24 protein-coding genes are annotated in these 26,730 nt (G+C 68.1%); 17 read left to right on the top strand and 7 right to left on the bottom strand.

What is annotated here, in order from left to right; all coding sequences use genetic code 11:
* Positions 1 to 10: 10 nt before the first annotated feature.
* The 3 genes from dapD to map are packed head-to-tail and all read right to left on the bottom strand — an operon-like array spanning position 11 to position 4,376.
* On the bottom strand, positions 11 to 925 hold the full coding sequence (gene dapD, locus EX88_RS0102520) for a 2,3,4,5-tetrahydropyridine-2,6-dicarboxylate N-succinyltransferase (protein ID WP_036147884.1): 915 nt from the start codon (positions 923 to 925) through the stop codon (positions 11 to 13).
* On the bottom strand, positions 901 to 3,603 hold the full coding sequence (gene glnD, locus EX88_RS0102515; RefSeq protein ID WP_051884334.1) for a [protein-PII] uridylyltransferase: 2,703 nt from the start codon (positions 3,601 to 3,603) through the stop codon (positions 901 to 903). The genes dapD and glnD overlap by 25 nt, the downstream gene beginning before the upstream one ends.
* Positions 3,600 to 4,376, bottom strand: coding sequence for a type I methionyl aminopeptidase (map, locus tag EX88_RS0102510; protein ID WP_031370439.1), 777 nt, complete (start codon positions 4,374 to 4,376; stop codon positions 3,600 to 3,602). Before map ends, glnD begins: the two co-directional genes overlap by 4 nt.
* A gap of 660 nt (positions 4,377 to 5,036) precedes the next feature.
* Between map and rpsB the strand changes: the two genes are divergently transcribed.
* Positions 5,037 to 5,894 (top strand): 30S ribosomal protein S2, encoded by an 858-nt coding sequence (rpsB, locus tag EX88_RS0102500; RefSeq protein ID WP_031370438.1) that lies wholly within the window; start codon positions 5,037 to 5,039, stop codon positions 5,892 to 5,894.
* Positions 5,895 to 6,052: 158 nt separating this feature from the next.
* On the top strand, positions 6,053 to 6,934 hold the full coding sequence (tsf, locus tag EX88_RS0102495; protein WP_031370437.1) for a translation elongation factor Ts: 882 nt from the start codon (positions 6,053 to 6,055) through the stop codon (positions 6,932 to 6,934).
* A 278-nt stretch (positions 6,935 to 7,212) separates the two neighbouring features.
* Here tsf and EX88_RS0102490 read toward each other — a convergent pair whose 3' ends face one another.
* Together EX88_RS0102490 and EX88_RS0102485 are read right to left on the bottom strand one after the other, a co-directional pair.
* The gene (locus EX88_RS0102490) at positions 7,213 to 7,440 is read right to left on the bottom strand and encodes a hypothetical protein (protein WP_031370436.1); all 228 of its coding nucleotides are present in this window, start codon (positions 7,438 to 7,440) and stop codon (positions 7,213 to 7,215) included.
* 183 nt (positions 7,441 to 7,623) lie between these two features.
* Positions 7,624 to 8,322 (bottom strand): AIM24 family protein, encoded by a 699-nt coding sequence (locus EX88_RS0102485; protein WP_430536890.1) that lies wholly within the window; start codon positions 8,320 to 8,322, stop codon positions 7,624 to 7,626.
* A gap of 241 nt (positions 8,323 to 8,563) precedes the next feature.
* On the opposite strand from EX88_RS0102485, the gene pyrH reads away from it, so the two are divergent.
* Positions 8,564 to 9,286, top strand: coding sequence for a UMP kinase (gene pyrH, locus EX88_RS0102480; RefSeq protein ID WP_031370434.1), 723 nt, complete (start codon positions 8,564 to 8,566; stop codon positions 9,284 to 9,286).
* Positions 9,287 to 9,461: 175 nt separating this feature from the next.
* Here pyrH and EX88_RS0102475 read toward each other — a convergent pair whose 3' ends face one another.
* Together EX88_RS0102475 and EX88_RS0102470 are read right to left on the bottom strand one after the other, a co-directional pair.
* The gene (locus EX88_RS0102475; protein WP_031370433.1) at positions 9,462 to 11,108 is read right to left on the bottom strand and encodes a M56 family metallopeptidase; all 1,647 of its coding nucleotides are present in this window, start codon (positions 11,106 to 11,108) and stop codon (positions 9,462 to 9,464) included.
* A 1-nt stretch (position 11,109) separates the two neighbouring features.
* Positions 11,110 to 11,496, bottom strand: a complete 387-nt coding sequence (locus tag EX88_RS0102470) for a BlaI/MecI/CopY family transcriptional regulator (RefSeq protein WP_031370432.1) — start codon at positions 11,494 to 11,496, stop codon at positions 11,110 to 11,112.
* Between the two features lie 230 nt (positions 11,497 to 11,726).
* On the opposite strand from EX88_RS0102470, the gene EX88_RS0102465 reads away from it, so the two are divergent.
* The 14 genes from EX88_RS0102465 (at position 11,727) to EX88_RS24250 (ending at position 26,347) form a co-directional block, all read left to right on the top strand.
* On the top strand, positions 11,727 to 12,752 hold the full coding sequence (locus EX88_RS0102465) for a cation diffusion facilitator family transporter (RefSeq protein WP_081930568.1): 1,026 nt from the start codon (positions 11,727 to 11,729) through the stop codon (positions 12,750 to 12,752).
* A 263-nt stretch (positions 12,753 to 13,015) separates the two neighbouring features.
* A complete protein-coding gene (gene frr / locus EX88_RS0102460) occupies positions 13,016 to 13,573 on the top strand; it encodes a ribosome recycling factor (protein ID WP_031370430.1) in 558 nt (185 codons plus the stop codon).
* 178 nt (positions 13,574 to 13,751) lie between these two features.
* The gene (gene uppS, locus EX88_RS0102455) at positions 13,752 to 14,522 is read left to right on the top strand and encodes a polyprenyl diphosphate synthase (RefSeq protein WP_031370429.1); all 771 of its coding nucleotides are present in this window, start codon (positions 13,752 to 13,754) and stop codon (positions 14,520 to 14,522) included.
* On the top strand, positions 14,519 to 15,370 hold the full coding sequence (locus EX88_RS0102450) for a phosphatidate cytidylyltransferase (protein ID WP_031370428.1): 852 nt from the start codon (positions 14,519 to 14,521) through the stop codon (positions 15,368 to 15,370). Before uppS ends, EX88_RS0102450 begins: the two co-directional genes overlap by 4 nt.
* A gap of 277 nt (positions 15,371 to 15,647) precedes the next feature.
* On the top strand, positions 15,648 to 16,859 hold the full coding sequence (locus tag EX88_RS0102445; protein ID WP_031370427.1) for a 1-deoxy-D-xylulose-5-phosphate reductoisomerase: 1,212 nt from the start codon (positions 15,648 to 15,650) through the stop codon (positions 16,857 to 16,859).
* Positions 16,860 to 16,899: 40 nt separating this feature from the next.
* Positions 16,900 to 18,261: an RIP metalloprotease RseP gene (gene rseP / locus EX88_RS0102440; protein WP_031370426.1), complete on the top strand. Its 1,362-nt coding sequence runs from the start codon at positions 16,900 to 16,902 to the stop codon at positions 18,259 to 18,261.
* Between the two features lie 100 nt (positions 18,262 to 18,361).
* Positions 18,362 to 20,836, top strand: a complete 2,475-nt coding sequence (gene bamA, locus EX88_RS0102435) for an outer membrane protein assembly factor BamA (protein ID WP_031370425.1) — start codon at positions 18,362 to 18,364, stop codon at positions 20,834 to 20,836.
* 29 nt (positions 20,837 to 20,865) lie between these two features.
* Complete coding sequence (gene lpxD / locus EX88_RS0102430; protein WP_031370424.1) at positions 20,866 to 21,885, top strand: UDP-3-O-(3-hydroxymyristoyl)glucosamine N-acyltransferase; 1,020 nt, start codon at positions 20,866 to 20,868, stop codon at positions 21,883 to 21,885.
* Positions 21,886 to 22,081: 196 nt separating this feature from the next.
* Positions 22,082 to 22,537, top strand: coding sequence for a 3-hydroxyacyl-ACP dehydratase FabZ (fabZ, locus tag EX88_RS0102425; RefSeq protein WP_031370423.1), 456 nt, complete (start codon positions 22,082 to 22,084; stop codon positions 22,535 to 22,537).
* Positions 22,538 to 22,541: 4 nt separating this feature from the next.
* On the top strand, positions 22,542 to 23,333 hold the full coding sequence (lpxA, locus tag EX88_RS0102420) for an acyl-ACP--UDP-N-acetylglucosamine O-acyltransferase (RefSeq protein WP_031370422.1): 792 nt from the start codon (positions 22,542 to 22,544) through the stop codon (positions 23,331 to 23,333).
* Positions 23,334 to 23,342: 9 nt separating this feature from the next.
* Entirely contained in the window at positions 23,343 to 23,864 is a 522-nt protein-coding gene (locus tag EX88_RS23400) for a hypothetical protein (protein WP_036147880.1), read from the top strand.
* Between the two features lie 17 nt (positions 23,865 to 23,881).
* The gene (gene lpxB, locus EX88_RS0102410; RefSeq protein WP_081930567.1) at positions 23,882 to 25,111 is read left to right on the top strand and encodes a lipid-A-disaccharide synthase; all 1,230 of its coding nucleotides are present in this window, start codon (positions 23,882 to 23,884) and stop codon (positions 25,109 to 25,111) included.
* 64 nt (positions 25,112 to 25,175) lie between these two features.
* Positions 25,176 to 25,775 (top strand): ribonuclease HII, encoded by a 600-nt coding sequence (gene rnhB, locus EX88_RS0102405; RefSeq protein WP_051884340.1) that lies wholly within the window; start codon positions 25,176 to 25,178, stop codon positions 25,773 to 25,775.
* Complete coding sequence (locus EX88_RS24250) at positions 25,772 to 26,347, top strand: DUF4166 domain-containing protein (RefSeq protein ID WP_051884333.1); 576 nt, start codon at positions 25,772 to 25,774, stop codon at positions 26,345 to 26,347. Before rnhB ends, EX88_RS24250 begins: the two co-directional genes overlap by 4 nt.
* The last annotated feature ends 383 nt before the right edge of the window (positions 26,348 to 26,730 follow it).

Raw genomic sequence — 26,730 nt, 5'->3', positions numbered from 1 at the left:
CCGCGCTGCCTCAGTCGGCCAGGCCGCGCAGCAAATCGTTGATGCTGGTCTTCGAACGCGTCTTGGCGTCGACCTGCTTGACGATGACCGCGCAGTACAGCGAATGCGATCCGTCCTTGGCTGGCAACTGTCCCGACACGACCACGCTGTACGGCGGCACGTGGCCGTAGCTGATCTCGCCGGTGGCGCGGTTGTAGACGCGGGTGCTCTGGCCGAGGAACACGCCCATGCCGATCACGCTGTGGTGGCCGACGACGAAGCCCTCGACCACTTCCGAACGCGCGCCGATGAAGCAGTGGTCTTCGATGATGGTCGGCGAGGCCTGCAGCGGTTCGAGCACGCCGCCGATGCCGGCGCCACCGGACAGGTGGCAGTGCTTGCCGATCTGGGCGCAGGAACCGACCGTGGCCCAGGTGTCGACCATGGTGCCTTCGCCGACGTGCGCGCCGATGTTGACGAAGCTCGGCATCAACACCACGTCCTTGCCGATGTAGGCGCCGCGGCGGGCGATCGCGCCGGGCACGACGCGCGCGCCGAGCTTGCGGAAATCGGCTTCGCCGTAGCCTTCGAAGCGCGCCGGCACCTTGTCCCAGAACGGCGCCGGGTCGGCTTCGACGACCTGCATGTCGTTGACGCGGAAGTACAGCAGCACCGCCTTCTTCAGCCACTCATTGACGGTCCAGCCGCCCTTGCCGTCGGGTTCGGCGACGCGGAACTCGCCCTGCTCCAGACCGGCGATGACGCGCTCGACGGTGGGCCGGGTCGAGCCTTCGATCTCGTCGGGCGTGAGCATGCTGCGGCGCTCGAAAGCGCTGTCGATCATGAACTTCAGCTCGTCGATGCCCGGCACTTCGTTGCTCTTCTTGCGTGCGGTCTTCTTGGCGGTCTTCTTGGCGGGGCTCATCGACTGTCTCCTTCGAGGCAGGCCAGCAGCGCGTCGCGCAGGGCCTGCTGTTGCGTTTCGTCGAGCGCGCGATCGCGCCCGTCGGTGATCTGGAATACGTCCTCGGCGCGTTCGCCGAAGGTGGCGATGCGCGCGTCGTACACGCGCAGCCGCTGTTTTCGCAAAGTCTGGGCGACGTCGGCCAGCAGGCCGGGGCGGTCGGTGCAGACCAGGCTCAAGGTGGTGCGCGCGCTCGCCGCTTCGTCCTTGTTGAACGAGGCGAACACGATCTGCGGCACGATGCGGAAATGGCGCAGATGCCGCGGTTGCGCCCGGCGTGCCGGCTTGATGCGTTCGAGCGGGCCGGCCAGGGTCGACTCCAGGCGCCGTTCGACATCTTCGGCGCTCGGCGGCTGGCGCGGATCGGTCGGCACCACTTCGAAGGTGTCGAAAATCGCGCCTTGCGGGCCGTCGAGCACACGCGCCTGCTGGATCGCCAGACCGAGCCGGTCGAGCGTGGCGACGATCGCAGCGAACAAGCCGTCGCGATCGGGCGAATGCACGAACACTTCGAGCGCGCCGGCATGGGCGCCGCCGTGGGCGCTGACCGGCCGCGCACGCACGCGGGTGTCGCCGAGCGCAATGCCGCGCAGCGAGGCCGCCTGCCAGGCGATCTGGTCGGGCCGGCCGCGTTGGAAGGCGATCTCGGGCATGCGCGCGAACAAGGCGGCGATCTCGTCATCGCGCGCGCCGAACGCGGCCAGCATGGCCTGCGCGGCTTCGCGGGTTTCGGCGGCGCGCTCGGCGCCCGCGACCGGATGTTCGAGCCCACGCCGCAAGGCCAGGCGGGTGGCGGTGTAAAGGTCGGCGAGCAGCCGGTCTTTCCACGCGTTCCACAGCTTCGGCGAGGTGCCGGCGATGTCGGCGCAGGTCAACAGATACAGATGATCGAGGTGCTCGCGATCGGCCACCTTGGTGGCGAAGCGATGGATCACGTCGGGGTCGGCGATGTCCTGCTTCTGCGCAGTCACCGACATCAACAGATGTTGGCGCACCAGCCATTCGACCAGTGCGGTGTCGGCCTCGCTCAGGCCCATGGTCGAGCAGAACACACGCGCGTCGTCGCCGCCGAGTTCGGAGTGGTCGCCGCCGCGGCCCTTGGCGATGTCGTGGAACAGGCCGGCAAGCAGCAACAGCTCCGGCTTGCGCAGGCGCGGCCAGACTTCGTGGGCGATGCTGAAGCGTTCGTCGGCTACGCCGGAGGCGAAGCGGGCGAGATTGCGCAGCACCGCCAGGGTGTGCTGGTCGACCGTGTAGACGTGGAACAGGTCGAACTGCATGCGCCCGGAGACTTTCGAGAACGCCGGAATCCAGCGCCCCAGCACGCCCAGGCGCGCCATGCGTTCGAGCGCGTGCACCGGATGCGGGCCGCGCAGGATCTTGATGAAGCGTTCGCGCAACGCCGGCTCGGCCTGGACGAAGCTCGGCACCTGCGACAACGCCTCGGCCAGCGCGCGCGCAGTCTGCGAATGCAGGCCGCGGATCTCGTCGTGCGCGGCCCAAGCCGCGAACAGGGCGAACACCTCGGAGGCGTCGCGCGGCCACTCGGCGTCGCGGGCGGCACCCGCTGTCCGAGCAGCGATGTAGTCGCGGCGCAACTCGAAGGCTTCGAACACGCCGTCCAGCGGCACCGGCACGGCCTCGCCTTCGATCTGTTCCTCGAAACGTTGCAGCAGGCGCTCGCCGATGCGCAGCACCAGGGCGGCGCTGCGATAGAAGCCCTGCATCATCTGCTCGACGGCGAGGTTGTCGGCGTTGTCGACATGCCCCAGGCGTTCGGCGAGCAGTTTCTGGTAATCGAAACGCAGCCGCTCTTCGCGTTTGCGCGCGACCAGATGCAGCCCGAAACGCAAGCGCGACAAGGTGCGGCGCTCGCGCTCCAGCGTGGTCAGTTCGTCCGGCCCCAGTTGGCCGATCGACACCAGCGATTCCAGATCGGAGGTACCGATGATGCGCAGCGCCATCCAGTGCAGGGTCTGCACGTCGCGCATGCCGCCCGGGCCTTCCTTGAGGTTGGGCTCGAGGTTGTCGGCGGTGTCGCCGTAGCGGGCATGGCGCAAGCGCAGCTCTTCGCGCTTGGCGATGAAGAATTCGCGTGCCGGCCACACCTGCGACGGCGAGATCGCCGCCTGCAGCGCCATCTGCGCGACCGCGCCAGCGGCGAGCGGGCGCGCTTCCAGCATCGCGGTCAGCACGCTGAGGTCGGCCGCGGCTTCGGTGCATTGCTCGGCAGAGCGCACGGCGTGACCGACCGGCAGGCCGGCGTCCCACAGCGAGGCGAAGAAACAGCCGAGTTGTTCGGCCTGGGCGGTCTGCGCTTCGGAGTCGGCGAGCACCAGCAGGTCGATGTCCGACTGCGGAAACAACTCGCCGCGGCCGTAACCGCCGACCGCGAACAGGGCCAGTGGCGCGGCCTCGTCGATGCAGGCCTGCCAGGCCGCACGCACCTGCGCATCGACCGCGTCGGTGCGCGCGCGCAGCAGGCGGTCGATGTCGGCATTGGGGTCGCTGTCGAAACGCTGCGCCAGGGCGGCGTCGACCGCGCTCAAGGCTGCGCGGATCGCCGCCGGGCTGCCGGCCGCGGGCGTCGCCGCATCGGGCGCCGCCGACCGATCGGCCAATCGTTCGTCAGGCCGATCGCCGGCGACGGGGCCGGTCATAGGTCGTTGTCGTCGCCCGGCACGCGGGTCAGGATTTCGACGCCGTCCTCGGTCACCGCGACGGTGTGCTCCCACTGTGCCGACAACTTGCGGTCCTTGGTCACCACGGTCCAGCCGTCCGGCAGGGTCTTATGGCGGTAGGTACCTTCGTTGATCATCGGTTCGATGGTGAAGGTCATGCCGGGCACGAGCTTCACGCCTTCGCCCGGACGGCCGTGGTGCAGCACCTGCGGGTCTTCGTGATACACGCGGCCGATGCCGTGGCCGCAGTAGTCGCGCACCACGCTGAAGCGCTCGGCTTCGGCATAGGTCTGGATGGCGTGGCCGATGTCGCCGAGGGTGATGCCGGGCTTGACCAGGCGGATGCCGCGGAACATCGCTTCGCGGGTCACGTCGACCAGGCGCTTGGCCATGACCGAGGGCGTGCCGACGTAATACATGCGGCTGGTGTCGCCGTGCCAGCCGTCCTTGATCACGGTGACGTCGATGTTGACGATGTCGCCGTCCTTGAGGATCTTGCTGTCGCTCGGGATGCCGTGGCAGATCACGTTGTTGACCGAGGTGCACACGGTCTTCGGAAAGCCCTTGTAGCCGACGTTGGCCGGAATCGCTTTCTGCACGTTGACGATGTGCTCGTTGCAGATGCGGTCCAGCTCGCCGGTGCTGACGCCCGGCTTCACGTACGGAGCGACGATCTGCAGCACCTCGGCGGCCAGGCGGCCGGCGACGCGCATCTTCTCGATGTCTTCGGGTGTCTTGATGGAAATAGCCATGCCGGCATTATCGCTTAATCGGGGCCGCCCTTCACGCGTCGCGGGCCTTGTCGACGCGACGCTGCGTGCCATCGCCGGCGCGGTCGGCGCGTACGTCCCGAAGGTGGACCGCGCGGCACAGGGCAGCCGGCGAACGCTGGAGCTGCCCCCGCGTGCAGGGCGCGAAGGCCAGGCGCCCGCGCAAGCCGAATCGCCGCCCGGGCAGCCGCTCAATCGGCCCGGCCGGCCCCTGGCGAGTGGATTTCTCAGTTCGAGCTGAGATGGTGAGCCTCAAGGCCGGCAGCCACGCAATTCGGGCGGCTCCAGGGCGCCCCTGGGTGCCTCCTGGCCGCCCCGCCCCTCGTCCGACCCGGCTTCCAGCCCCCTCAACTTGCCCCAAGCCCCCGTCCCCGTTACACTTCCGCGGCTCTGCGACCGGACCGACCTGCTTCACCGGACCGAATCGCACCGCCCACGTCGGGCGTCACCGACGAATACACACCTGCCGCCACAGCCCGTGCCGGGGTGCCTGAGGGACCGATCGCAAGCTCGGCTCCGCAGGTTCGGACACGGAAGCGACAGGGAGGCCCAACCCCGGAACCCTTCGCCACGGACCTGCGTCCGCGGCGAGCCGCCATCACTCAACCGGCGGTCGGTTCCCTTGCCTTCGGAGTTATCGCAATGCCTCAGATCACCATGCGTCAGATGCTGGAAGCCGGCGTCCATTTCGGCCACCAGACGCGCTACTGGAATCCCAAGATGGGCCCGTACATCTTCGGCGCCCGCGGCAAGATCCACATCATCAACCTCGAGAAGACCGTTCCGCTGTTCAACGACGCGATGAACTTCATCTCGGGCATCGCGCAGAAGCGCGGCACCATCCTGTTCATCGGCACCAAGCGTTCGGCGCGCGATTCGATCAAGGAAGAAGCGCAGCGCTGCAACATGCCGTACATGACCCAGCGCTGGCTGGGCGGCACGCTGACCAACTTCCGCACCGTCAAGCAGTCGGTCTCGCGCCTGAAGGAACTGGAAGCCGGCGAAACCGACGGCACCTTCCAGAAGATGGTCAAGCACGAAGTGCTGGGCCTGCGCCGCGAGCGCGACAAGCTGGAAGCCTCGCTGGGCGGCATCAAGGACATGAACCGTCTGCCCGACGCTCTGTTCGTGATCGACATCGGCCATGAAGACATCGCGATCAAGGAAGCCAAGAAGCTCGGCATCCCGGTCATCGCCGTTGTCGACACCAACTACGACCCGGCCCTGGTCGACTACGCGATCCCGGGCAACGACGACGCCATCCGCGCCGTGCAGCTGTATGCCCGCGCCGCCGCCGACGCCGTGCTCGAAGGCAAGGCCGCCGCTCCGCAGGTCGGCAGCGTCCGCGAGGAAGAGTTCGCCGAAGCCGCCGAAGACGGCGCCGCCAAGGACGACCGCAAGTCCGCTCCGCGCGGCCGCGCACCGGCCAAGAAGGGCCCGGCTCCGGCTGCCGCCCCGGCCGCCAAGAAGGCCGACGGCGAAGCTCCGGCTGCCGAGTAAGCGTCATGTAATGCAGCCGCGCGACACTGCGCGGCTGCACTTGCCCGTATCCGCTCCGGGTAGCAGCGGCGTAAGCCGCGATGCATCGCCGTACCGAGCGATGAAACGCGGCTTACGCCGCTCCTGCCCGGACTTTATCGAACACCCGAGGTAACCCCATGGCTGAAATTTCCGCTTCCCTGGTCAAGGAACTCCGCGAGCGCACCGGCGCCGGCATGATGGAGTGCAAGAAGGCGCTCGTCGAAAACAACGGCGACATCGACGCCGCTGCCGAATGGCTGCGCAAGTCGGGCCTGGCCAAGGCCGACAAGAAGGCCGGCCGCGTCGCTGCCGAAGGCCGCATCGCGGTCGCCCAGGACGGCGGCAAGGCCGTGCTGGTCGAGATCAACTCCGAGACCGACTTCGTCGCCAAGGACGCCAACTTCCTGTCCTTCACCGAGACCGTGGCCCAGGCCGCGCTGAGCTCGGGCGCCGTCGACGCCGAGGCGCTGAAGGCCGTCAAGCTGGCTTCCGGCGAAACCGTCGAGGAAACCCGCGCCGCGGTCATCGCCAAGGTCGGCGAGAACCTGCAGGTGCGTCGCCTGATCCAGATCGACAGCGCCAACAACGTCGCGGCCTACGTCCACGGCGGCCGCATCGGCGTGCTGATCGAGCTCAAGGGCGGCGATGCCGACCTGGCCCGCGGCCTGGCCATGCACGTTGCCGCGATGAACCCGCCGCACATCAAGGCCAGCGACGTCCCGGCCGAGTTCGTGGCGAAGGAAAAGGAAATCGAACTGGCCAAGATGTCCGACAAGGACAAGTCCAAGCCGGCCGACATCCTGGAGAAGATCATCGGCGGCAAGATCGCCAAGATCGTCAACGAAGTCACCCTGTACGGCCAGCCCTACGTGCTGAACACCGATCAGACCGTCGAGCAGGTGGTCAAGGCCGCCGGCGCCGACGTGGTCAGCATGCAGCGCATCGCCGTCGGCGAAGGCATCGAGAAGCAGGTCGACGACTTCGCTGCCGAAGTCATGAAGCAGGCCGGCCTGGCGTAAGCCACCGTCGCTTCGAGGCAGTACGAGAAAGGCCGCGGATTCCGCGGCCTTTTTCTTTGTTCGGGATTCGGGATTCGGGATTCGGGATTCGGGAATCGGGAATCGGGAATCGGGAACAGCGTAATCATCACCCGTCGTTCCCGCGAAGGCGGGAACCCAGGGCTTTCGGGCGAGAACGCTTGAAGTCGCTGGGTGTTCGGCTTCGCCGAAGTGAAGCGTGCCCCACCTTCGCGGCAACGACGGGGATGGTTACGCTGTTCGATTCCCGACTCCCCGCCTCATTCGATCGGCGGGCAAGACTCGGCGTAGTGCGAACTCTGCGAGATCACCACCCACTGACCGCCGGTGTAGCGGTACTTGGTCAGCACGATCTCGTAGGCCCAGCCCTGGTATTCGCAGGTGGTCTCGGTGCGGAACGAGCCTTCGGCCGGATCGGCCTGGGCCACCGGCAGGAACAGCAACAGGCCCGACAGGCCCAACGCGCACACGGTATTCCGAAACGTCATGGCAACCCCTCCTGGGTTAGGCGAACCGATTCGCCGAACCGATCATAGTCCGGCCGCGTCCGCGTCCCTGCGACACCTGTCAGATTCCCCCACCCCGACGCAACACGGCCGCGATCTCTCGCGGCCGTGCGCTTGCGGACCAGATCATGGCGGTCGCGGCAGCGGGAACGCTGCCGCGGCGGCTCAGCCGGCCTGCTGGAAATACACCTCTTCGTACGGCTGCACGACGACCCAGCCGGTGCCGGCGAACTTGAGCTGCACGCTCTCGCCCGAGCCGCGCCCGAACAGGGTGCCCAGGGAGATGTCGGTGACGATGTCGGGGCTGAGGCCGCCGGACCAGGCGACGGTCGCGTTCGGGTCGGTGAACACCGGCTGGTCCGGGGTCACCGCCAGGGTCAGCGGTTCGTAATGCGAGGTGATCGCGACCACGCCGCTGCCGCTGAGTTTGATGTTGAACAGGCCGCCGGACATCATGCCCGAGACCTTGCGCATCATCTTGATGTCGGCCGAAATGCCGTCCTCGTAGGCCAGCACGTCGTTGCCGTTGACGAAGATGGACTCGCCGCCCAGGCGCAGCAGGGTGATCTTCTTGCCGGCATCGGCGATGTAGACCCGGCCCTTGCCTTCCATCTTCATCAGCTGCGTGCCTTCGCCGCTGATCGCCTTCTTCAGCAGGTTGCTCAGGCCCTGCTCGAGCACGCCCTGGCGCACGAACTTGACGCCGCCGCGGTACGCCACCATCGAGCCGGCCTTGGCCCAGACCCGGCCGTCGAGCTTGACTTCGAGCAGGTGCGAGCTTTCCAGCTCGAACACTTCCTGACTGAGGTCCTTCTGCTTCGAGGCTTCGACGAATTCGTTGAGGTTCTTGATCGACACTTCCATCTCCTTGGGTGGTGCGCGGCGCGTGCCGGGACGGCACGGGCGCGATACGGCGGTTCCAATCTGGACCGGCGGCGGGATCATAAGGGATCGCCGTGCCGGAACGAGGGCGGCGGCACCGACAATCGCAGCCGCGGACACGGCCGACATGGCCTTCGCGGCCGCCGGAGGCCCGTTTGCGCACGACCAGGGGTGGGCGCTTGAGCTACAATTCGGCCGCTGCCCGCCTCCCCGAGAATGCCCCATGTCCCAGCTCGCCTATCGCCGTGTCCTGTTGAAACTTTCCGGCGAGGCGTTGATGGGGGACGAGGACTACGGCATCGATCCCAAGGTGATCGGCCGCCTCGCCCGCGAAGTCATCGAAGTCCAGCAGGCCGGCGCGGAAATCGCGCTGGTGATCGGCGGCGGCAACATCTTCCGCGGCGCCGGCCTCGCCGCCAGCGGCATGGACCGGGTCACCGGCGACCAGATGGGCATGCTCGCCACCGTCATCAACGCCCTGGCGATGCAGGATTCGCTCGAGAAGCTCGGCGCCAAGGTGCGGGTGATGAGCGCGATCAAGATCAACGACGTCTGCGAGGACTACATCCGCCGTCGCGCGATTCGTCATTTGGAAAAAGGCCGCCTGGCGATCTTCGCCGCCGGCGTCGGCAGCCCGTTCTTCACCACCGACTCGGGCGCCGCCCTGCGCGCGATCGAGATCGGCGCCGACCTGTTGCTGAAGGCGACCAAGGTCGACGGCGTGTACGACAAGGACCCGAAGAAGCACAGCGACGCGGTGCGCTTCGACAAGCTCACCTACGACGACGTCATCACCCGCGACCTGCAGGTCATGGACACCGCGGCGTTCGCGCTGTGCCGCGACAGCGAGCTGCCGCTGCGCATCTTCGACATGGGCCAGCCCGGCGTGCTGCTGAAGATCCTGCGCGGCGAGAACATCGGCACCCTGGTCAAGGGCCGCAACTGAGCCTGCGACTCAGGCGACCCGCTCGACAGCGGATGTCGTTTTGGGCCATTCGCTCCGGCCGGCCAGGCGCTGGAGCGTGATTCCCGGCAAGGCCGCCGAGCCCTGCCGCATCGATCGTTCCTCGTGAAGAAACGCCTCCCGCTCCGATGCCCGGAGCGCGATCGAGCATGCCCGATCAGGCGTCGGTCGCCGACTGCCCACCGTCGCTGATCCAGCGCACATACTCGGCCGCATCGCGCGCAGCCTGTTCGGCATCGCGGATCGCCTGCTGCACATCCCGGCGTGCCTGCTCGACATCGCGCATATGTTGTTCGGCATCGCGCCGGGCCTGTTCGGCATCGCGCGCCACCTGATCCCGATCCAACGCAGCCTGCCGCGCATCGTTTGCGCCTTGCGCCGCATCGAGACGAGCCTGCTCGCCGTCGCGCCGCGCCTGCTGGGCCACGCGTTCGGCCTCGCGACCGGCACGCTCGGCGTCCTGGGCCGAACGCAGGGCTTCGCGCTCGGCGATCTTGGCGTCGCGCTCGGCCTGGCGGGCATCGATCTCGGCCGCCTTCATGTCGCGCATGTGCTTCTGCAAACGCGCGAGAGTCGCGGCATCGCGCACTTCTTCGTAGCGCTCGTCGGCGTCGACGCGATAGAACTTGCCGCCCTTGGCCGCCCAGACCGAAGGCGCCTGCCCCTGGTGCCGCTCGAAGATGCGGGTTTCGCCGGCCTTGCCGCCGCTGCGGTCGGATTGGACCGAGATCGTCCGCGACGAGGCCTTTGCCGATGCGTCCGCAGCAGCGGTGATCCGGTACGGCACCAGGCCGAGCAGGACCACGGCGAAGGTCAACGCCAAGGTACCGGCGTGCGAGGTCGAAGCTGCGTTCTGCAACATGGTCAATCTCCTCTTGAGAGCGGTATAGGTGGGTGAAGCGCTGGCGACGCCGGCGCCGGGCCGCGGCGCGACGCCGAGGCGCAGGAGCAATCGCCCGTAGTCCTGGGGCGTGTAGCGGCGGCTGTCGAGCACCGCCGCATCGCAGGCGGCCTCCCGCGCAAGCGAGTACTCGCGTGCGACCAGATGAGCGAGCGGATGGAAGAAGAACAGCTGCTGGGCCAGGGCCGGCACCCAGCCCCACCACAGATCGCGACGGCGCAGATGGACCAACTCGTGGTGCAGGGCCATGTCGAGTTCGCCGGCACTCATCGAGGCGATGCGGTGTTGCGGCAACAGCACCACCGCAGGCCACGGGCCGAGCAGTTGCGGCGATTCGATCTCCGCCGACAGGCGCAGCTCCGGCAAACGCCGCAGGCCGAGGCTGTCGCCGAGCCGGCGATAGGCCTGCGCCACCGGCAGCGGCACCTCCGCCGAGGAACGCGCGATGCGGCGGCGCGTGTCGAGGAAAGCGCGCAGGTTCGCGGTCAGCACGGCACTGAAAGCCAACAGCCAGATCCCGGCCAGTAACGAAGTCCACGACGGCCAGACGCTGCCGATCGCAGCATCGGCCAGCGATGCCGTGGGGGCGTCGCCGCCGGCCATCACGAACGGTAGGCGTGCCGACAACGGCATCGCCGTGGCCGACGGCGCGTCGGCGATCAGGATGCCGAAGGATTCCGGCAACAGCGGCAGCATCAGCGGCGTCGGCCACAACAGGCCAACCAACAACTGCAACGCCGCCAGCCACCACAGCCAGCAGCGCGCCGAAGCGCTCAGGCGCGGCAAGTAGCGGCACAGCGCCCACACCGCGGCGACCAGCAGCAAGGATTGCAGGCTGGCCGCGGCCAGGCGCGGCAGCAGCGTGTCGGCGACGAAGGACAGATCCATCGAGGGCAGACTCATCTCAGCTCTCCTTGCGGCGCGACTGCAGATCGGCGACGAGCCCTTCGAGTTCGGCCAGTTCCTCGTCGCTGACTTCGGTGCGCTGCGACATCCAGGCCACGAACGGCGACAGCGATCCCTGCAGGGTGTTGGCGACGAACTTGCCGACCGCCGAGCGCATCACGTCGTCGGGCGCGGTCGCACTGGCATAGCGGTACACGCCGCCGAGCTTGCGCCGGCGCAGATACGACTTCGCGCGCAGGCGTTCCATCATCGTCAGCACGGTCGAACGCGCGAGGCCGCGCGGCTCGCCGTAGGCGGAGGCGACTTCGCCGACCGAGGCGTCGCCGTTCTCGTCGATGTATTGCAGTAGCGCCAGTTCCTGGTCGCCTATGGATTTGCGGTTCATGACGCTCCTGCTGATCGCCTGCCCGGGTCGTGGCCGGCCATGACTACATGTGTAGGCATAGTTGTCGTGACTACAGACGTAGTCAAGGGTGTCGAAAGTCATGACGGGCCGGCGCACGGCACGCGCAAGACCAGAGCGGATAGGGCTTCTGCGACGGCCATCGAGCTTCCGCCCGCACCCGGCCGGGGCTGTAATAGTGTTCACGGCGCGGGCCGTGACAGCATTCGTCCATGCACTCGCACAGCCATCACCACGGCCCCAGCGGCACCCGCGCCTTCGCCGCGGTGACCCTGATCAACCTGGCCTACACGATTCTCGAAGCCGGCTATGGCTTCATGACCAATTCGCTGGCCCTGCTGTCGGACGCCCTGCACAACCTGGGCGACGTGCTCGGGCTGGGCCTGGCCTGGGGCGCGGCAGTGCTGGCGCGGCGCGCGCCGACCGCGCGCCACACCTACGGCTGGCGACGCGCGACCCTGCTCTCGCCGTTGGCCAATGCCCTGCTGCTGGTCGGTTTTTCCGGCGCCCTGGGCTGGGAGGCGATCCGCCGCTTCAACGCGCCGCCGGAGATCCCGGCCCTGCCGGTGATGCTGGTGGCGGCACTCGGCATCGCGGTCAATCTCGGCGCGGCCTGGCTGGTACGCGACGGCCACGACCACGACCTCAACCGCCGCGGCGCCTTCCTGCATCTGATGGCCGACGCGGCCGTGTCGCTGGCCGCAGTCCTGGCCGGCGCCGGCATGTGGTTCACCGGTTGGGCCTGGCTCGACCCGGCCATCGCCCTGCTGATCGGCGCGGTGGTCGCGATCGGCGCCTTCGGTCTGCTGCGCGAGAGCTTCAACGCGGCGATGGACGCGGTGCCGCGCGGCGTCGACCGCGCCGAAGTCGAGAGCCTGCTGCGCGCGCAACCCGGGGTGGAAGCGATCCACCATCTGCACATCTGGTCGCTCGGCGCCGGCGAAATCGCCATGACCGCGCATATCGTGCGCCCCGACGACCGCGACCACGACGTCTTCATCGACCGCCTCAACCGCGAGCTCGACCAACGCTTCGGCATCAACCACCCGACCCTGCAGGTCGAGCACGGCCGGGCCTGCGAGCACGACCGCCACGACCGCGCGCCGCACGGCGCCGGCGGCCATGATCATGACCACGACCATGACGATCATCACGGCCACGAGCACGAACACAGGCACGGCCGCGAACAAGGCGACGAGGACCATCGGCATACGCACGGCCACTCGCACAGCCATTGAGGGTTCATGCTGCATTGCAGCGAAAACCGCGGCCGGCGCGGCCGGCGGCGCAGGATAACGAAAACTTCGCGTTTGCCCCGGCCTGAAACCGTGACGCAATCCGGTACACGGCCGCACATCGACGCGCGCCATACCCGTGCAAAACAGCCTAAACCGCGCTGACCTCAGCCCATCCGCGTGGCCGCCACGGCGGCGTTCGGTCCGCAAAACCCGCCCGAGCCCATATAATCCCGCGATTACCGCCACAGGACCGGAGCCGGCGAATGCTCAATGAAATCAAGAAAGACGCACAGAACCGCATGGCCAAGAGCGTCGAAGCCTTTCGCCACGACCTGACCAAGGTCCGCACCGGGCGCGCTTCGGCTGCGCTGGTCGATCACCTGAAGGTGAACTACCACGGTTCCGAGATGCCGCTGAACCAGGTCGCCAGCGTCGCGGTCTCCGATGCGCGCACCCTGACCATCACCCCGTGGGAAAAGCAGATCGTCGGCGCGGTCGAGAAGGCCATCCTCGCCTCCGACCTGGGCCTGACCCCGAACACCGCCGGCACCGTCATCCGCATCAACCTGCCGGCGCTGACCGAAGAACGCCGCAAGGAACTGACCAAGGTCGTGCACAGCGAGAGCGAGAACGCGAAGGTCGCGATCCGCAACATCCGCCGCGACGCCAACACCCAGGCCAAGGAACTGCTGAAGGACAAGAAGATCACCGAGGACGAGCTGCGCCGTTACGAGGACGACATCCAGAAGGTCACCGACAGCGCGATCAAGGACGTCGACGGCGTGGTCAAGGCGAAGGAACAGGAATTGATGGCGGTCTGACCGGTCGCCGCAGTCCCTGGGCGGCGGTCCGAATCGATCGCCGCAGTTCCTGGACGATCGCGCACTGAACTTTCTGCCGATCGCACGGGTCAGCACTGGGTCCCGGACGGGATCCATCGTCGCCGGAACCCCGCTTCCGGATGCCCCTCCCGCTTCCAAGGTCAACATCATCGGCGCCATGCCCAACGAGCCCGCACCCACCGCGCCCGCACGCATCCCGCGCCACCTGGCCGTCATCATGGACGGCAACGGGCGCTGGGCCGAGCGCCGCCGCCGGCCGCGCATCATCGGCCACCGCGCCGGCGCGCGCACGGTCAACATCTGCATCGACTTCTGCATCGCCCGCGGCATCGAGGCGCTGACCCTGTTCGCGTTCTCGAGCGAAAACTGGGGCCGCCCCGAAGACGAAGTCGGCGCGCTCATGAAGCTGTTCCTCAACGCGCTCGAGCGCGAGGTCGAGGAACTTCACCGTCGCGGCGTGCGCGTGCGCTTCATCGGCGAGCGCGAGCGCTTCTCGGAAAAAATCCGCGAACGCATGGCTGCGGCCGAGCATCAAACCCGCAACAACGGCACCCTGCACCTGACCGTGGCCGCGAGCTACGGCGGGCGCTGGGACATCGCCCAGGCCGCACGGTCGCTGGCCGCCGACGTCGCCGCCGGACGCCTGGCGCCGGACGAGATCGACGAGGTGCTGATCGCCTCGCGCCTGTCGCTGGCCGACCTGCCGGCGCCGGATTTGTTCATCCGCACCGGCGGCGATACCCGCATCAGCAATTTCCTGCTGTGGCAGCTGGCCTATACCGAATTGTGGTTCACCGAGTTGTTGTGGCCGGAACTGGACGCGACGACCCTGCAACGCGCCCTCGACGATTACGGCAACCGCGAACGCCGTTTCGGCCTGACCGGGTCGCAAGTCGCCGCCGCCCTGTCCAACGAGACCGTTGAATGACCCGAACCCGCTTGCTCGCCGCGCTGGTGATGGCGCCTGTCGCGATTGCGGCGATCCTGCTGCTGCCGACGCCGTGGATGATCGCGGTGGCCGCCGTCCTGTTCCTCGCCGGGCTGTGGGAATGGTTCGATCTGGCCGAGATCGAAGACACCTTGTCGCGCACCGTGCTGCTGGTCGCGCACCTGGCGCTGATGGTCACCATCGTCTGGGCGTCGCGCTCGGGCGGTTTCGGCGGCGCCCAGGCGCCGTCGATGGTGCTGTTCAAACTGGCCTCGCTGATCGGCGTGATCTGGTGGCTGCTGGCCCTGCTGTGGCTGCAGCGCTTCGACTTCGCCAGCGACCACCGCACCTATGCGCGGATGTTCAAGCTCGCCGCCGCGGCGCTGAGCGTGATTCCGGCCTGGTGCGCGCTGGCCTGGATCCATGCCGAAGGCAGCAACGGCCACTGGTGGCTGCTGACCGCGCTGGCCGTGGTCTGGGCCGCCGACACCGGCGCCTACTTCGCCGGGCGCAAGTTCGGCATGCTCAAGCTCGCCCCGCGGGTCAGCCCCAACAAGACCGTCGAAGGCCTGATCGGCGGCGCCTTCGCCGGCGTCGCCGCCGGCGTCGGTTTCTCGCTGCTGGCCGGCGCGACCACGGCGCAATTGCCGTGGGTCGCGGTCGTCTCGCTCGCGGCGGTGCTGTTCTCGGTGGTCGGCGACCTGTTCGAGAGCCTGCTCAAGCGCCACGCCGGAGTGAAAGATTCGGGTCACCTGATTCCAGGCCACGGCGGCATCCTCGACCGCATCGACGGCGTGCTCGCCGCGCTGCCGGTGTTCGCCCTCGGCAAGGCGATCTTCGGGTTCTGATGATGAGTGCGCGGGTCTGCCGGGTAGAAGCGAATCCCCCCTCCCTCCCTTTTGCAAAGGGGGGGACAGCACGGGTTTGCACGGGGCTCACACTGAAATCGGGCGCCTGCGTGCTTGAAGCGCCTGCAGCATCCACCGCAGAGCCCGCCGGCCGTTCCTTTTCGAAACGACCCGCCCGCCTTCTCCCTTTGCAAAAGGGGGACCGAGGGGGATTTGCTTGTCCCCCGGCGCACCATGCGACCGCACCACGCAGCCCCTTCCACGCGAGCGCCCGCGCATGACGTCCCTCTCCCGCAAGGTCGCCGTGCTCGGCGCCACCGGTTCGATCGGCACTTCGGCATTGGACGTGATCGCGCGCCATCCCGAGGCGTTGCGCGCCAGCGTGCTCGCCGCCGGCGGCAAGGTCGACGCCCTGCTGGCCCTGTGCGAACAGCATCGCCCCGAGCACGCGGTGATCGCCGACCCGGCCGGCTATGCCGCCCTGCGCGACGGCCTGCGCGAGCGCGGTCTGTCGGCACAGGCCCATTGCGGCGACGAGGCCCTGGTCGAGCTGGTCTCGTCGGACGTCTGCGACACCGTGGTCGCGGCGATCGTCGGCGCCGCCGGCTTGTCCTCGACCCTGGCCGCGGCCCGCGCCGGCAAGCGCCTGCTGCTGGCCAACAAGGAATCGCTGGTCCTCGCCGGCGAGCTGCTGATGCACGCCGCGCACGAGGCCGGCGCCTGCATCGTGCCGATCGACAGCGAGCACAACGCCATCTTCCAGTGTCTGCCGCCGGCCGCGCCGGCGCAGTCCGGCGGTCTGCCCTACGCCCGCGCCCATGCCGGTCTCAAGCGCATCCTGCTGACCGCCTCGGGCGGGCCGTTCCGTGGCCGTACACGTTCCGAACTGACCCAGGTCACCCCGGAACAGGCCGTGGCGCACCCGAAATGGTCGATGGGGCCGAAGATCTCGGTCGACTCGGCCACGCTGATGAACAAGGGCCTGGAAGTCATCGAGGCCCACCACCTGTTCGGGATCGAGGGCGAACGCATCGAGGTGCTGGTGCACCCGCAGAGCCTGGTCCATTCGCTGGTCGAATTCGTCGACGGCTCGACCCTGGCCCAACTGGGTTTGCCGGACATGCGCACCGCCCTCGCGGTCGGTTTCGGCTGGCCGGAGCGGATCGACTCGGGCGTGGCCGGGCTCGACCTGCTGGCCCACGGCCGCCTCGATTTCGAACGCCCCGACCTGGACGCCTTCCCCTGCCTGCGCCTGGCCTTCGAAGCCCTGGCCGCGGGCGGTACCGCCCCGGCGGTGCTGAACGCCGCCAACGAAGTGGCCGTTTCAGCCTTTCTTCAGCGGCGAATCGGTTTCCTAGCGATACCCGCGCTGGTCGAAGACACACTCGCCGCGCTCCCGACCATCCCGGCCAGTTCCTTGGCGGTGCTGCGCGAGGCCGATGCTCTGGCCCGTCGCCATGCCGAACAAGCGATCGGCCACAGGGCCTGAATCATGGCGACCACGGCAGGACAGCGATGCGGAGGCGGCCATGAGTGAAGTCCTGGGTTCGTTGTGGTGGCTGATCATCAGCCTCGGCGTGCTGGTCACGATCCATGAATTCGGCCATTTCTGGGTCGCGCGGCGCTGCGGCGTCAAGGTGCTGCGCTTCTCGATCGGTTTCGGCAAACCGCTGTGGCTGCGCAAGGGCCGCGACGGCACCGAGTACGTCATTGCGCGCATCCCGCTCGGCGGCTACGTCAAGATGCTCGACGAGCGCGAATACGAGGTCAGCGAAGCGCTCGCCCCGCAGGCCTTCAACCGCAAGCCGGTCTGGCAGCGCATCGCCATCGTCGTGGCCGGCCCGGCCGCAAACCTGATCCTGTGCGTGATGCTGCTGTGGGGCATGTTCGTGATCGGGCGCCCCGACTTCGCCCCGGTGGTCGGCAACGCCACCGGCATCGCCGCCGAAGCCGGCCTGCGCCGCGGCGATACCGTGCTGCAGATCGGCGACCGGCAGACGCCGACCTGGAGCGAAGTGCACATGGCACTGATCCCCTACGCACTCGACCACCAGGACGTGGCGGTGCGGGTGCGTGCGGAGAACGGCGCCCCGGCGACCCGCGAACTGCGCCTGTCGCGCCTGCCGGCCAAGTTCGACGAACGCCGCTCGATCGAAGTCATCGGCCTGAGCGGACGCCACGAGCTGCGTCCGGCCCTGATCGGCCGCATCGCGCCCGACTCCCCGGCCTGGGGCGTGCTCGCCGAGGGCGACCGCGTCACCGCGCTCGACGGCGACCCGGTCGGCGATTGGGAAGACATGGCCGCGGCGGTCACCCGCCTGGGCAAGCGCGGCGGCAGCGCCATGATCGAAGTGGCCCGCAACGGCGACCGCCTCGCCCTGGAGATCACCCCGGCCCGCCTGAAGAAGCCCGACGGCGAGGAATACTGGGGCCTGGGCCTGACCTCGGCCGCGACCGCGCCGCCCAAGCGCGACGCCGTGCTGCGCTACGGCCCGATCGACGCGGTGCCCGCGGCGCTGCGCGAAGGCGTGCACCAGGCCGAGCAATTGTTCGCGATGATTGGGCGCGCGTTCACCGGCCGGGTGTCGATCCAGAACACCGTCGCCGGCCCGGTGACCATCGGCCGCGCCGCCAACGCCTACGCCAGCAACGGTCCGGCCTGGTACCTGCAGTTGCTGGCGATGCTGTCGCTGAGCCTGGGAATCCTGAACCTGCTGCCGATCCCGATCTTGGACGGCGGACACCTGCTGTATTACCTTATCGAGCTGGTCAAAGGCAGTCCGGTCAGCGAACGCGTCATGGCGGCCGGGCATTTCGTGGGCCTGGCGTTGATCGCGAGCCTGATGGGCCTGGCGTTCTACAACGACATCTTGAACAACCTGGTGCGCTGATGCCGGCCTGACGCTCGAACGAACGCTTTGCCCTCACCCTGCCGCACTTTCGACCGATGCCCGCGATCGCCGGCATCCAATGCCCCAAACGGACGTAATGATGACGCGAACTCCTAATCGCCGCCTGCTCGCCCTCGCCCTTGCCACGGCAATGACCTCGGCCCCGGTGATTCCCGCGTTGGCGCAGTCGGCCGATCCGTTCGCCCTCGGCGGCAGCACGCCGAACACCCCGGCCCCGGGTTCGTTCACCGTCAGCGACATCCGCATCGACGGCCTGCAGCGCATCTCCGCCGGTACCGTCTTCACCTACCTGCCGGTCGAGCGCGGCGACACGATGGACTCGGCCAAGGCCGGCGACGCCATCCGCGCCCTGTACAAGACCGGCTTCTTCGAGGACGTGCACCTGGACCGCCAGGGCAACATCCTCGTGGTCACCGTGACCGAGCGTCCGGCGATCAACAAGCTGACCCTGACCGGCAACAAGGACATCAAGAGCGAAGACCTGCTCAAGGGTCTGAAGGAAATCGGCCTGGCCGAAGGCGAGACCTTCGACCGCCTCGCCCTCGACAAGGTCACCCAGGATCTCAGCCGCCAGTACAACAACCGCGGCAAGTACAACGTCGAGATCACCCCGACGGTGGCGCGCCTGGACCGCAACCGCGTCGACCTGACGATCACCGTCAAGGAAGGCAAGGCCGCGAAGATCCGGCACATCAACCTGGTCGGCAACGACAAGTTCGAGCAGAAGGACATCCTCGACGGCTGGGAATCGCGCGAACACAACTGGCTCAGCTGGTACCGCCGCGACGACCAGTACTCGCGCGAGAAGCTGTCGGGCGATCTGGAAAAGCTCAACTCCTATTACCTCGACCGCGGCTACGTCGATTTCAGCATCGACTCGACCCAGGTCGCGATCAGCCCGGACCGCCAGGACATGTTCCTGACCGCCGGCCTCACCGAGGGCGACCAGTACAAGGTCTCCAGCGTGCAGGTCACCGGCGATACGATCCTGCCGAAGGAGCAGGTCGAGAAGCTGATCATCGTCAAGCCCGAGCAGATCTTCTCGCGCCGCCTGCTCGAGGTGAGCTCGGAAGCGATCACCGCCTCGCTCGGCAACGTCGGCTACGCCTTCGCCCAGGTCAATCCGATCCCGGACGTCAACCGCGAAAACAAGACCGTCGGCATCAACATGCAGGTGGTGCCGGGCCCGCGCGTCAACGTGCGCCGGGTGATCTTCCAGGGCAACACCCGCACCGGCGACGAAGTGTTGCGCCGCGAAATGCGCCAGTTCGAAGGCGCGTGGTATTCGCAGGCCGCGATCGACCGTTCCAAGATCCGTCTGCAGGGCCTGGGTTATTTCGAGAACGTCGACGTCGAGAGCAAGCCGGTGCCGGGCACCAACGACCAGGTCGACGTGGTCTACAACCTCAAGGAAACCACCTCGGGCAGCTTCGTGTTCGGCCTGGGCTATTCCCAGCTCGGCAAGCTGACCACCCAGGTGCAGCTGTCGCAGAACAACTTCCTCGGCAGCGGCAACCGCGTGTCGGTGCAGGCGCAGCGCAGCTACTACCAAGAGCGCTACGACTTCTCCTACACCAACCCCTACTTCACCGACGACGGCGTCTCGCTGGGCTACAACGTGTCCTGGCGCGAGTTGGACTACTCCGACTTCAACACCGCCCAGTATTCGACCACCAGCGGCATCGGCCAGGTCGTGCTCGGCATTCCGCTGACCGAGACCGACTCGATCACCGGCATGCTCGGCATCGACAGCAACGAGATCCTGATCGGCCGCAGGGTCACGCCGCCGAGCATCGTCGACTATCTCGACGCGCTCGGCCGCCGTACCTTCCACGCCTGGCGCGCCCAGGTCGGCTGGGGGCGCAACAGCCTCAACCATGCGCTGACGCCGACCGCCGGCACCCAGCAGCGCGTGTGGATCGAAGCGACCCTGCCGGGCTCGACGGTCGAGTACTACAAGATCAACTACAACTTCTCCAAGTTCTGGCCGCTGTCGCGCCACCTGGTGCTCAACACCCGCACCGAGCTCGGTTACGGCGACAGCTACGGCAAGGACGTCAGCCGGGTCATCGACCGCGACGGTCCGGACGGCCCGCTGCCGCCGGAAACCATCACCGCGACCGGCCTGCCGTTCTTCGAGAACTTCTACGCCGGCGGCGTGCGCTCGGTGCGCGGCTTCACCGACAACACGCTCGGCCCGCGTCAGGCCTCGCTCTCGGGCGGCAGCTACGCCCAGCCGCTCGGCGGCGCGTTCAAGACCACCGGTTCGCTGGAAATGTATTTCCCGACCCTGCTCGATACGCCGGCGGCGCGCATCTCGGCCTTCGTCGACTTCGGCAGCGTCTACAAGAGCTACGACGACTTCGACGCCGGCGAACTGCGCGCATCGGCCGGTGTGGCGATGATGTGGCGCTCGCCGATGGGCCCGATCTCGATCAGCTACGCCTTCCCGTTCAAGAAGCAGGGCCCGACCTACAGCGCCGACGGCAAGACTCAGCTCGACCGCGGCGACGAACTGGAACGCCTGCAGTTCACCTTCGGCGGTACGTTCTGATCGCAGCTGCGACGACGGCCGCCCGCACCGTGGACAGCACCCGCTACACAGCCCAGGCCCTGGCCGAGCGTTACGCGCTCGGCCTGCACGGCGACGGCGCCGCCGAAGTCGGCGGTGTCGGCACCCTGGCCAAGGCCGGCCCGGACCAGCTCGCCTTTCTCGCCAACCCGAAATACCGCGCGCAACTGGCGGCCAGCCAGGCCGGCATCGTGGTCATGCGCGAGGACGATGCCGTCGGCTACGCCGGCACTGCGCTGATCGCGCGCGATCCCTATTCCGCCTTCGCCAAGATCTCGGCCCTGTTCGAGCCGCGCCCGCTGCGCGAGCCCGGCATCCATGCCTCCGCGGCGATCGATGCCAGCGCCGAGGTCTCCGCCGAGGCCCACATCGGCCCCTTCGTCAGCATCGGCGCGCGCAGCCGCGTCGAGGCCGGCGCCATCGTCGGCCCGGGCTGCGTGATCGGCGACGACTGCGTGGTCGGCGCCGGCAGCGAACTGGTCGCGCGGGTGACCCTGGTGACCCGCGTGCGCCTCGGCCAACGCGTGCTGATCCATCCCGGCGCGGTGCTCGGCGCCGACGGCTTCGGCCTGGCGATGGAAGCCGGCCGCTGGCTCAAGGTGCCCCAGCTCGGCGGCGTGTCGATCGGCGACGATTGCGAGATCGGCGCCAACACCACCATCGACCGCGGCGCCATCGAAGACACCGTGCTCGAGGAAGACGTACGCCTCGACAACCAGATCCAGATCGGCCACAACGTGCATATCGGCGCCCACAGCGCGATGGCCGGCTGCTCGGCCGCGGCCGGCAGCGCCAAGATCGGCCGCTACTGCCTGATCGGCGGCGGCGCCGGCGTGCTCGGCCACCTGGAGGTCTGCGACAAGGTCGTGATCACCGCGATGAGCCTGGTCACCAGTTCGATCCGCGAACCCGGCGAGTACTCCTCCGGGACGCCGCTGATGGACAACCGCAGCTGGCGCAAGAACGCCGCGCGCTTCAAGCAGCTCGACGCGATCGCCCGGCGCACCCCGCGCGGCCGCGAGGACGGCTGAGCCGGCGCGCTTCGATTCGGTTCGCTTAGGCGCGGGGCACCATACGGCGCCGCTCCACCGCGGGCGGAAACTGCGGGACAATGGCACGGCTGTCGCGGTTCGCCAGCGACCAGCCGATCCAAGCCAATCAACGATGGGGCCGCACAGGAAAGGCGGATTCAACGCGCAGGACGCGCATAACGGACGAACCAAGAAGATGAGCCAGACCCTGCAACTCCCGCTCGACGTGACGGCGATCCAGAAGCTGCTGCCGCACCGATACCCGTTCCTGCTGGTCGACCGCGTGGTCGAGTTCGAGGCGCACAAACGCGTGCTCGCCTACAAGAACGTGAGTTGCAACGAGCCCTTCTTCAACGGTCACTTCCCCAACAACCCGGTCATGCCGGGCGTGCTCGTGATCGAAGCCCTGGCCCAGGTCGGCGGCATTCTCACTCAGCTCTCGCATGGCGGCGAAGCCGAAGGCCGACTGTTCTACCTGGTCAAGATCGACGGTGCGCGTTTCTCGCGCATGGTCTCGCCGGGCGACAAGCTCGAGCTCGAGGTCACCCTCAAGCGCACCATCCGCAACATGGCGATGTACACCGGTATCGCCCGCGTCGACGGCCAGCAGGCCGCGTGCGCGGAGATCCTTTGCGCCGAGGTCAAGGAGTGACGCGATGAGCGCCACGACCCACACGATCCACCCCACCGCCTTCGTCGAGGCCGGCGCCGTTCTCGGCGACGGCGTCGTGGTCGGCCCGTTCTGCTATATCGGCGCCGAGGTCGAAGTCGGCGACGGCACCGTGTTCGGCCCGCACTGCGTGGTCCACGGCCCGACCCGGATCGGCCGCGGCAACCGCTTCTACGCCCAGTGCGCGATCGGCGGCGACCCGCAGGACAAGAAGTTCGCCGGCGAGCGCACCGAGCTGGTCATCGGCGACGACAACGTCTTCCGCGAGTTCGTCACCGTCAACCGCGGCACCGGCAACGGCGGCGGCATCACCCGCATCGGCGACGGCAACTGGCTGCTGGCTTATACCCACGTCGCCCACGACTGCCATATCGGCAACCAGTGCGTGTTCTCCAACAACTCGACCCTGGCCGGCCACGTCACCGTCGAAGACCAGGTGATCATGAGCGGCTTCGCCGGCGTGCATCAGTTCTGCCGGATCGGCGCGCACGCCTTCATCGGCATGGGCGCCCTGGTCAACGGCGACGTGCCGCCGTTCGTCATGGTTGCCCAGGACGGCTACGGCCGCCCGCGCGGCATCAACAGCGAAGGCCTCAAGCGCCGCGGCTTCGACGCCGAGCGCATCGGCGCGATCAAGCGCGCCTACCGCGCCCTGTACGTGTCCGGCGCCTCGCTCGAGGAAGCGCGCGGCAAGCTCGACGAGATCGCCGAGAGCAGCGCCGACGTGCGCGCCCTGCTCGACTTCATCGGCAACGGCGACCGCCCGCTGCTGCGCTGAGACGCCGGAATGGCCGCGACGATCCAGCGCCTGCGCATCGGCCGGACCGTCGTCGCCTGCGACATCGACGGTGCGCTGCGCCAGGCCGAAGTCGCCGAACTCTTCATCGACGAGCGTCCGCTCGCGCACTGGCTCGGCCTGCCGCGCGATCTCAGCAACAGCGATACCGACCTGGATCCCGCCTTGCCGCCGGCGCTGGCCGAACGCGGCCGCGCCGCGTTCCTCGCCCTGCAACCGGCGCACAACCAGCTCGGCTCGGGCCGGCTGGTGCTCTATCGCTGCCACTGCGGCAGCGACTACTGCGGGGTGATCTCTTGCGTCCTGGAATTTGATGGCGATCACGTCGTTTGGCAGCAAGTGACCCGGGAGGACGATGATGGCCCCATGTGCGGGCCGGATTCGGGCGAGAATGTTCAGGAAGAGAATGCGGCGCCGCCCTCGTTCTCTCCCGCCGCTCCGCTGCGGTTCGTGTTCGATCGAACCCAGTACCGGCTCGAACTGGAGCGTCACTTCCAGGAACGTCACTCCTAAGAGCGCCCTTTCCCCCGATGAATGCCGCCGCGCCCGCCCCCGCTCCGATCGACGAAATCTTCCCCGCCCCGCCCCCGCCGCCGCTGCGTTTCGCCCTGATCGCCGGCGAAGCCTCCGGCGACCTACTCGGCGCCGGCCTGATCGAGGAACTCAAGCGCCGCCATCCGGGCGCCGAGTTCGTCGGCATCGGCGGCGAGCAGATGCGCGCGGCCGGCATGGACACCTGGTTCGACGCCAACGAACTGGCGGTAATGGGCCTGTCGGAAGTGCTCAAACACCTGCCGCGCCTGCTGCGCCTGCGCCGCGACGTGCGCCAGCGCATCCTCGATTGGAAGCCCGACGCCTTCATCGGCATCGACGCGCCCGACTTCAACCTCGGCGTCGAGCGTTGGCTCAAGCAGCGCGGCGTGCGCACCGTGCACTACGTCAGCCCCTCGGTCTGGGCCTGGCGCGAGAAGCGCGCCGAGAAGATCGGCCGCAGCGCCGACCGGGTGCTGTGCCTGTTCCCGATGGAACCGCCGATCTACGCCAAACACGAGGTCGACGCGCGCTTCGTCGGCCACCCGCTCGCCGACGAGATGCCGATCCACCCCGATCGCGACGAAGCGCGCATGAACCTCGGTCTCGACGACGAGGCGCCGGTGCTGGCGATGCTGCCGGGTTCGCGGGTCGGCGAGATCGAACGCCTGGCCGGCGATTTCCTCGGCGCCGCCGCGCTGGTGCTGGCCGCCGAGCCGCGCCTGAGCATCGTCGCGCCGATGGCCAACGCGCCCTCGCGCGCGGCGTTCGAGCGCATCCTCGCCGCCCATCCCGACGGCGAACGCCTGCGCCGCGCCCTGCGCATCGTCGATCGCGGCGCGCGCACGGTGATGGTCGCCAGCGACGCGGTGCTGCTCGCCTCCGGCACCGCCACCCTCGAAGCCATGCTGGCCAAGCGGCCGATGGTGGTCGGCTACAAGGTCGCGCCGCTGACCTATGCCGTGGTCAAGCGCCTGGGCATGCTCAAGGTCGACCACTACGCCTTGCCGAACGTGCTCGCCGGCGAAGCGGTGGTGCCCGAACTCATGCAGCACGACTGCACCCCGGAAAACCTCGCCGGCGCCTGCCTGCGCTGGCTGCGCGACCCGCAGGCCGCGGCCGCGCTGCTGCCGAGGTTCCAGCGCATCCATCTCGAACTCAAGCGCGACGCCTCGGCGCGCGCGGCCGATGCCGTGCTCGAGCTGATCGGCGAGAATGCTCCTGCATGAGTCCCTCGCCGTGACCACCGAATCGCTCGACCTCGCCGACACCGCCGTCGTCGCGAGCGAACCGCTGCGCGCGCGGGCCAAGCCGCGGCTGATCGCCGGCGTCGACGAAGCCGGCCGCGGCCCCCTGGCCGGGCCGGTCTCGGTGGCCGCGGTGATCCTCAACCCGCGCCGCCGCATCGACGGCCTGGACGATTCCAAGAAGCTCAGCGAGGCCCGCCGCGAGGCCCTGTACCCGCTGATCCTGGAGCGCGCCCTGGCCTGGCGGATCGAGTTCGTCGAGGTCGAGGAAATCGACCGGATCAACATCTTCCAGGCCACCATGACCGGCATGCGCCGGGCGGTGATCGGCCTGGCGCCGGTCGCCGACCTGGTGCGCGTGGACGGCAACCACCTGCCCCAGGGCTTGCCCTGTCGCGGCGAAGCGCTGATCGGCGGCGACGCCACCGAACCGGCGATCATGGCCGCCTCGATCCTGGCCAAGGTCGCGCGCGACCGCATGATGCGCCGCCTGCACGAGCGCTACCCGCAATACGGTTTCGACCAACACAAGGGTTACTCGACCGCCGCGCACCTGGCGGCATTGAGCGCGCACGGCCCCTGCCCGCATCACCGCCGCAGCTTCGCGCCGGTGCGCACGGCCTACGAAAACCTGTCGCTGTTTTGAGTGTCCCCAGCGCAAGCGCGAACCCCGCGGCGCCCCCGGTATTCGCGCGTCTGCTCGACGACGACGCCCGTGCCGGCCTGGCCCCGGCGGTGCGCGACTTCCATCAACGCGGCCCGGCCCATTACCGCGGCGAAGCCCTGGTACGCGGCGCCGGCCATCCCCTCGCACGCCTGGTGCGCTGGTGGTTCGGCTTCCCGGTGCCGGGCGAACAGGTGCGCGTGTCCTTGCGCATCGAAGAACGCAACGGCCGCGAACACTGGCACCGCCGCTTCGGCGAACGCGACTTTTCTTCGTCGTTCGCCCCGAGCCGCGACGGCCGCTTCCTGGCCGAGCAATTCGGCGCATTCCGCTTTCGTTTCGCCTTGCGTTCCGAAGCCGGCAGATTGCACTGGGACTTCGCCGGCTGGGCTTTCGGCCCCCTGCCGATGCCGCGCGCGCTCGGGCCGCGCATCGTGTCCTGGGAAGCGCAGGACGACGACGGCCGCCTGCGGTTTTTCTCGCAGGCCGATTTCCCGCTGCTGGGGCAGTTGATCTATTACGACGGTCGTGTGGAGCCTGTGTTGGCGGATTGATGTCGCTGCCGGACACGCTTTGACGTAATGACGTGGCAGTGGATCTTCAGCGGCCGGATGATACGAGCCGGCCGTAACGACGACGCAAACGTAGTTTCGTGTCGCGGCTTGCGCCGCTCCTACCCAAGAGCAACGACGACCTACCCCGGCTGTTGCTGTTGCCGTTGCCGTTGCCGTTGCCGTTGCCGTTGCCGTGAAAGCTTGGCGCAGTACCGAGCTCGCGAGAACACCTGGAGACCCGGAGGGCGGCGCACAGGACGTGCGCCCAGCCCTTAAAAAGGGATGACTCGATAGGACAAGGATGTCCTATCGAAAAATCCCGGCACTAGCATCGCACTCGTGGCCTGTGCCCTTGCAAGGAGAGCCCTTTTCTTTGGTTACTT

Origin of the sequence: Lysobacter antibioticus, from assembly GCF_000731095.1 — a bacterium.
Taxonomy (GTDB): domain Bacteria; phylum Pseudomonadota; class Gammaproteobacteria; order Xanthomonadales; family Xanthomonadaceae; genus Lysobacter; species Lysobacter antibioticus_B.
The sequence above is the reverse complement of the archived record's forward strand: the minus strand, read 5'-3'. Positions and strand labels throughout refer to the sequence as shown.

Bases quoted from the DNA above. Each gene is read 5' to 3' on its own strand.
- EX88_RS0102485 (WP_430536890.1), bottom strand. From the start codon at position 8,322: ATGGAAGTGTCGATCAAGAACCTCAACGAATTCGTCGAAGCCTCGAAG.
- pyrH (WP_031370434.1), top strand. From the start codon at position 8,564: ATGTCCCAGCTCGCCTATCGCCGTGTCCTGTTGAAACTTTCCGGCGAG.
- tsf (WP_031370437.1), top strand. From the start codon at position 6,053: ATGGCTGAAATTTCCGCTTCCCTGGTCAAGGAACTCCGCGAGCGCACC.
- glnD (WP_051884334.1), bottom strand. From the start codon at position 3,603: ATGACCGGCCCCGTCGCCGGCGATCGGCCTGACGAACGATTGGCCGAT.
- uppS (WP_031370429.1), top strand. From the start codon at position 13,752: ATGCCCAACGAGCCCGCACCCACCGCGCCCGCACGCATCCCGCGCCAC.
- lpxB (WP_081930567.1), top strand. From the start codon at position 23,882: ATGAATGCCGCCGCGCCCGCCCCCGCTCCGATCGACGAAATCTTCCCC.
- rpsB (WP_031370438.1), top strand. From the start codon at position 5,037: ATGCCTCAGATCACCATGCGTCAGATGCTGGAAGCCGGCGTCCATTTC.
- rseP (WP_031370426.1), top strand. From the start codon at position 16,900: ATGAGTGAAGTCCTGGGTTCGTTGTGGTGGCTGATCATCAGCCTCGGC.
- EX88_RS0102470 (WP_031370432.1), bottom strand. From the start codon at position 11,496: ATGAACCGCAAATCCATAGGCGACCAGGAACTGGCGCTACTGCAATAC.
- bamA (WP_031370425.1), top strand. From the start codon at position 18,362: ATGACGCGAACTCCTAATCGCCGCCTGCTCGCCCTCGCCCTTGCCACG.
- EX88_RS0102475 (WP_031370433.1), bottom strand. From the start codon at position 11,108: ATGAGTCTGCCCTCGATGGATCTGTCCTTCGTCGCCGACACGCTGCTG.
- map (WP_031370439.1), bottom strand. From the start codon at position 4,376: ATGGCTATTTCCATCAAGACACCCGAAGACATCGAGAAGATGCGCGTC.
- fabZ (WP_031370423.1), top strand. From the start codon at position 22,082: ATGAGCCAGACCCTGCAACTCCCGCTCGACGTGACGGCGATCCAGAAG.
- EX88_RS0102445 (WP_031370427.1), top strand. From the start codon at position 15,648: ATGACGTCCCTCTCCCGCAAGGTCGCCGTGCTCGGCGCCACCGGTTCG.
- frr (WP_031370430.1), top strand. From the start codon at position 13,016: ATGCTCAATGAAATCAAGAAAGACGCACAGAACCGCATGGCCAAGAGC.
- EX88_RS0102450 (WP_031370428.1), top strand. From the start codon at position 14,519: ATGACCCGAACCCGCTTGCTCGCCGCGCTGGTGATGGCGCCTGTCGCG.
- EX88_RS0102465 (WP_081930568.1), top strand. From the start codon at position 11,727: ATGCACTCGCACAGCCATCACCACGGCCCCAGCGGCACCCGCGCCTTC.
- EX88_RS23400 (WP_036147880.1), top strand. From the start codon at position 23,343: ATGGCCGCGACGATCCAGCGCCTGCGCATCGGCCGGACCGTCGTCGCC.
- lpxA (WP_031370422.1), top strand. From the start codon at position 22,542: ATGAGCGCCACGACCCACACGATCCACCCCACCGCCTTCGTCGAGGCC.
- EX88_RS0102490 (WP_031370436.1), bottom strand. From the start codon at position 7,440: ATGACGTTTCGGAATACCGTGTGCGCGTTGGGCCTGTCGGGCCTGTTG.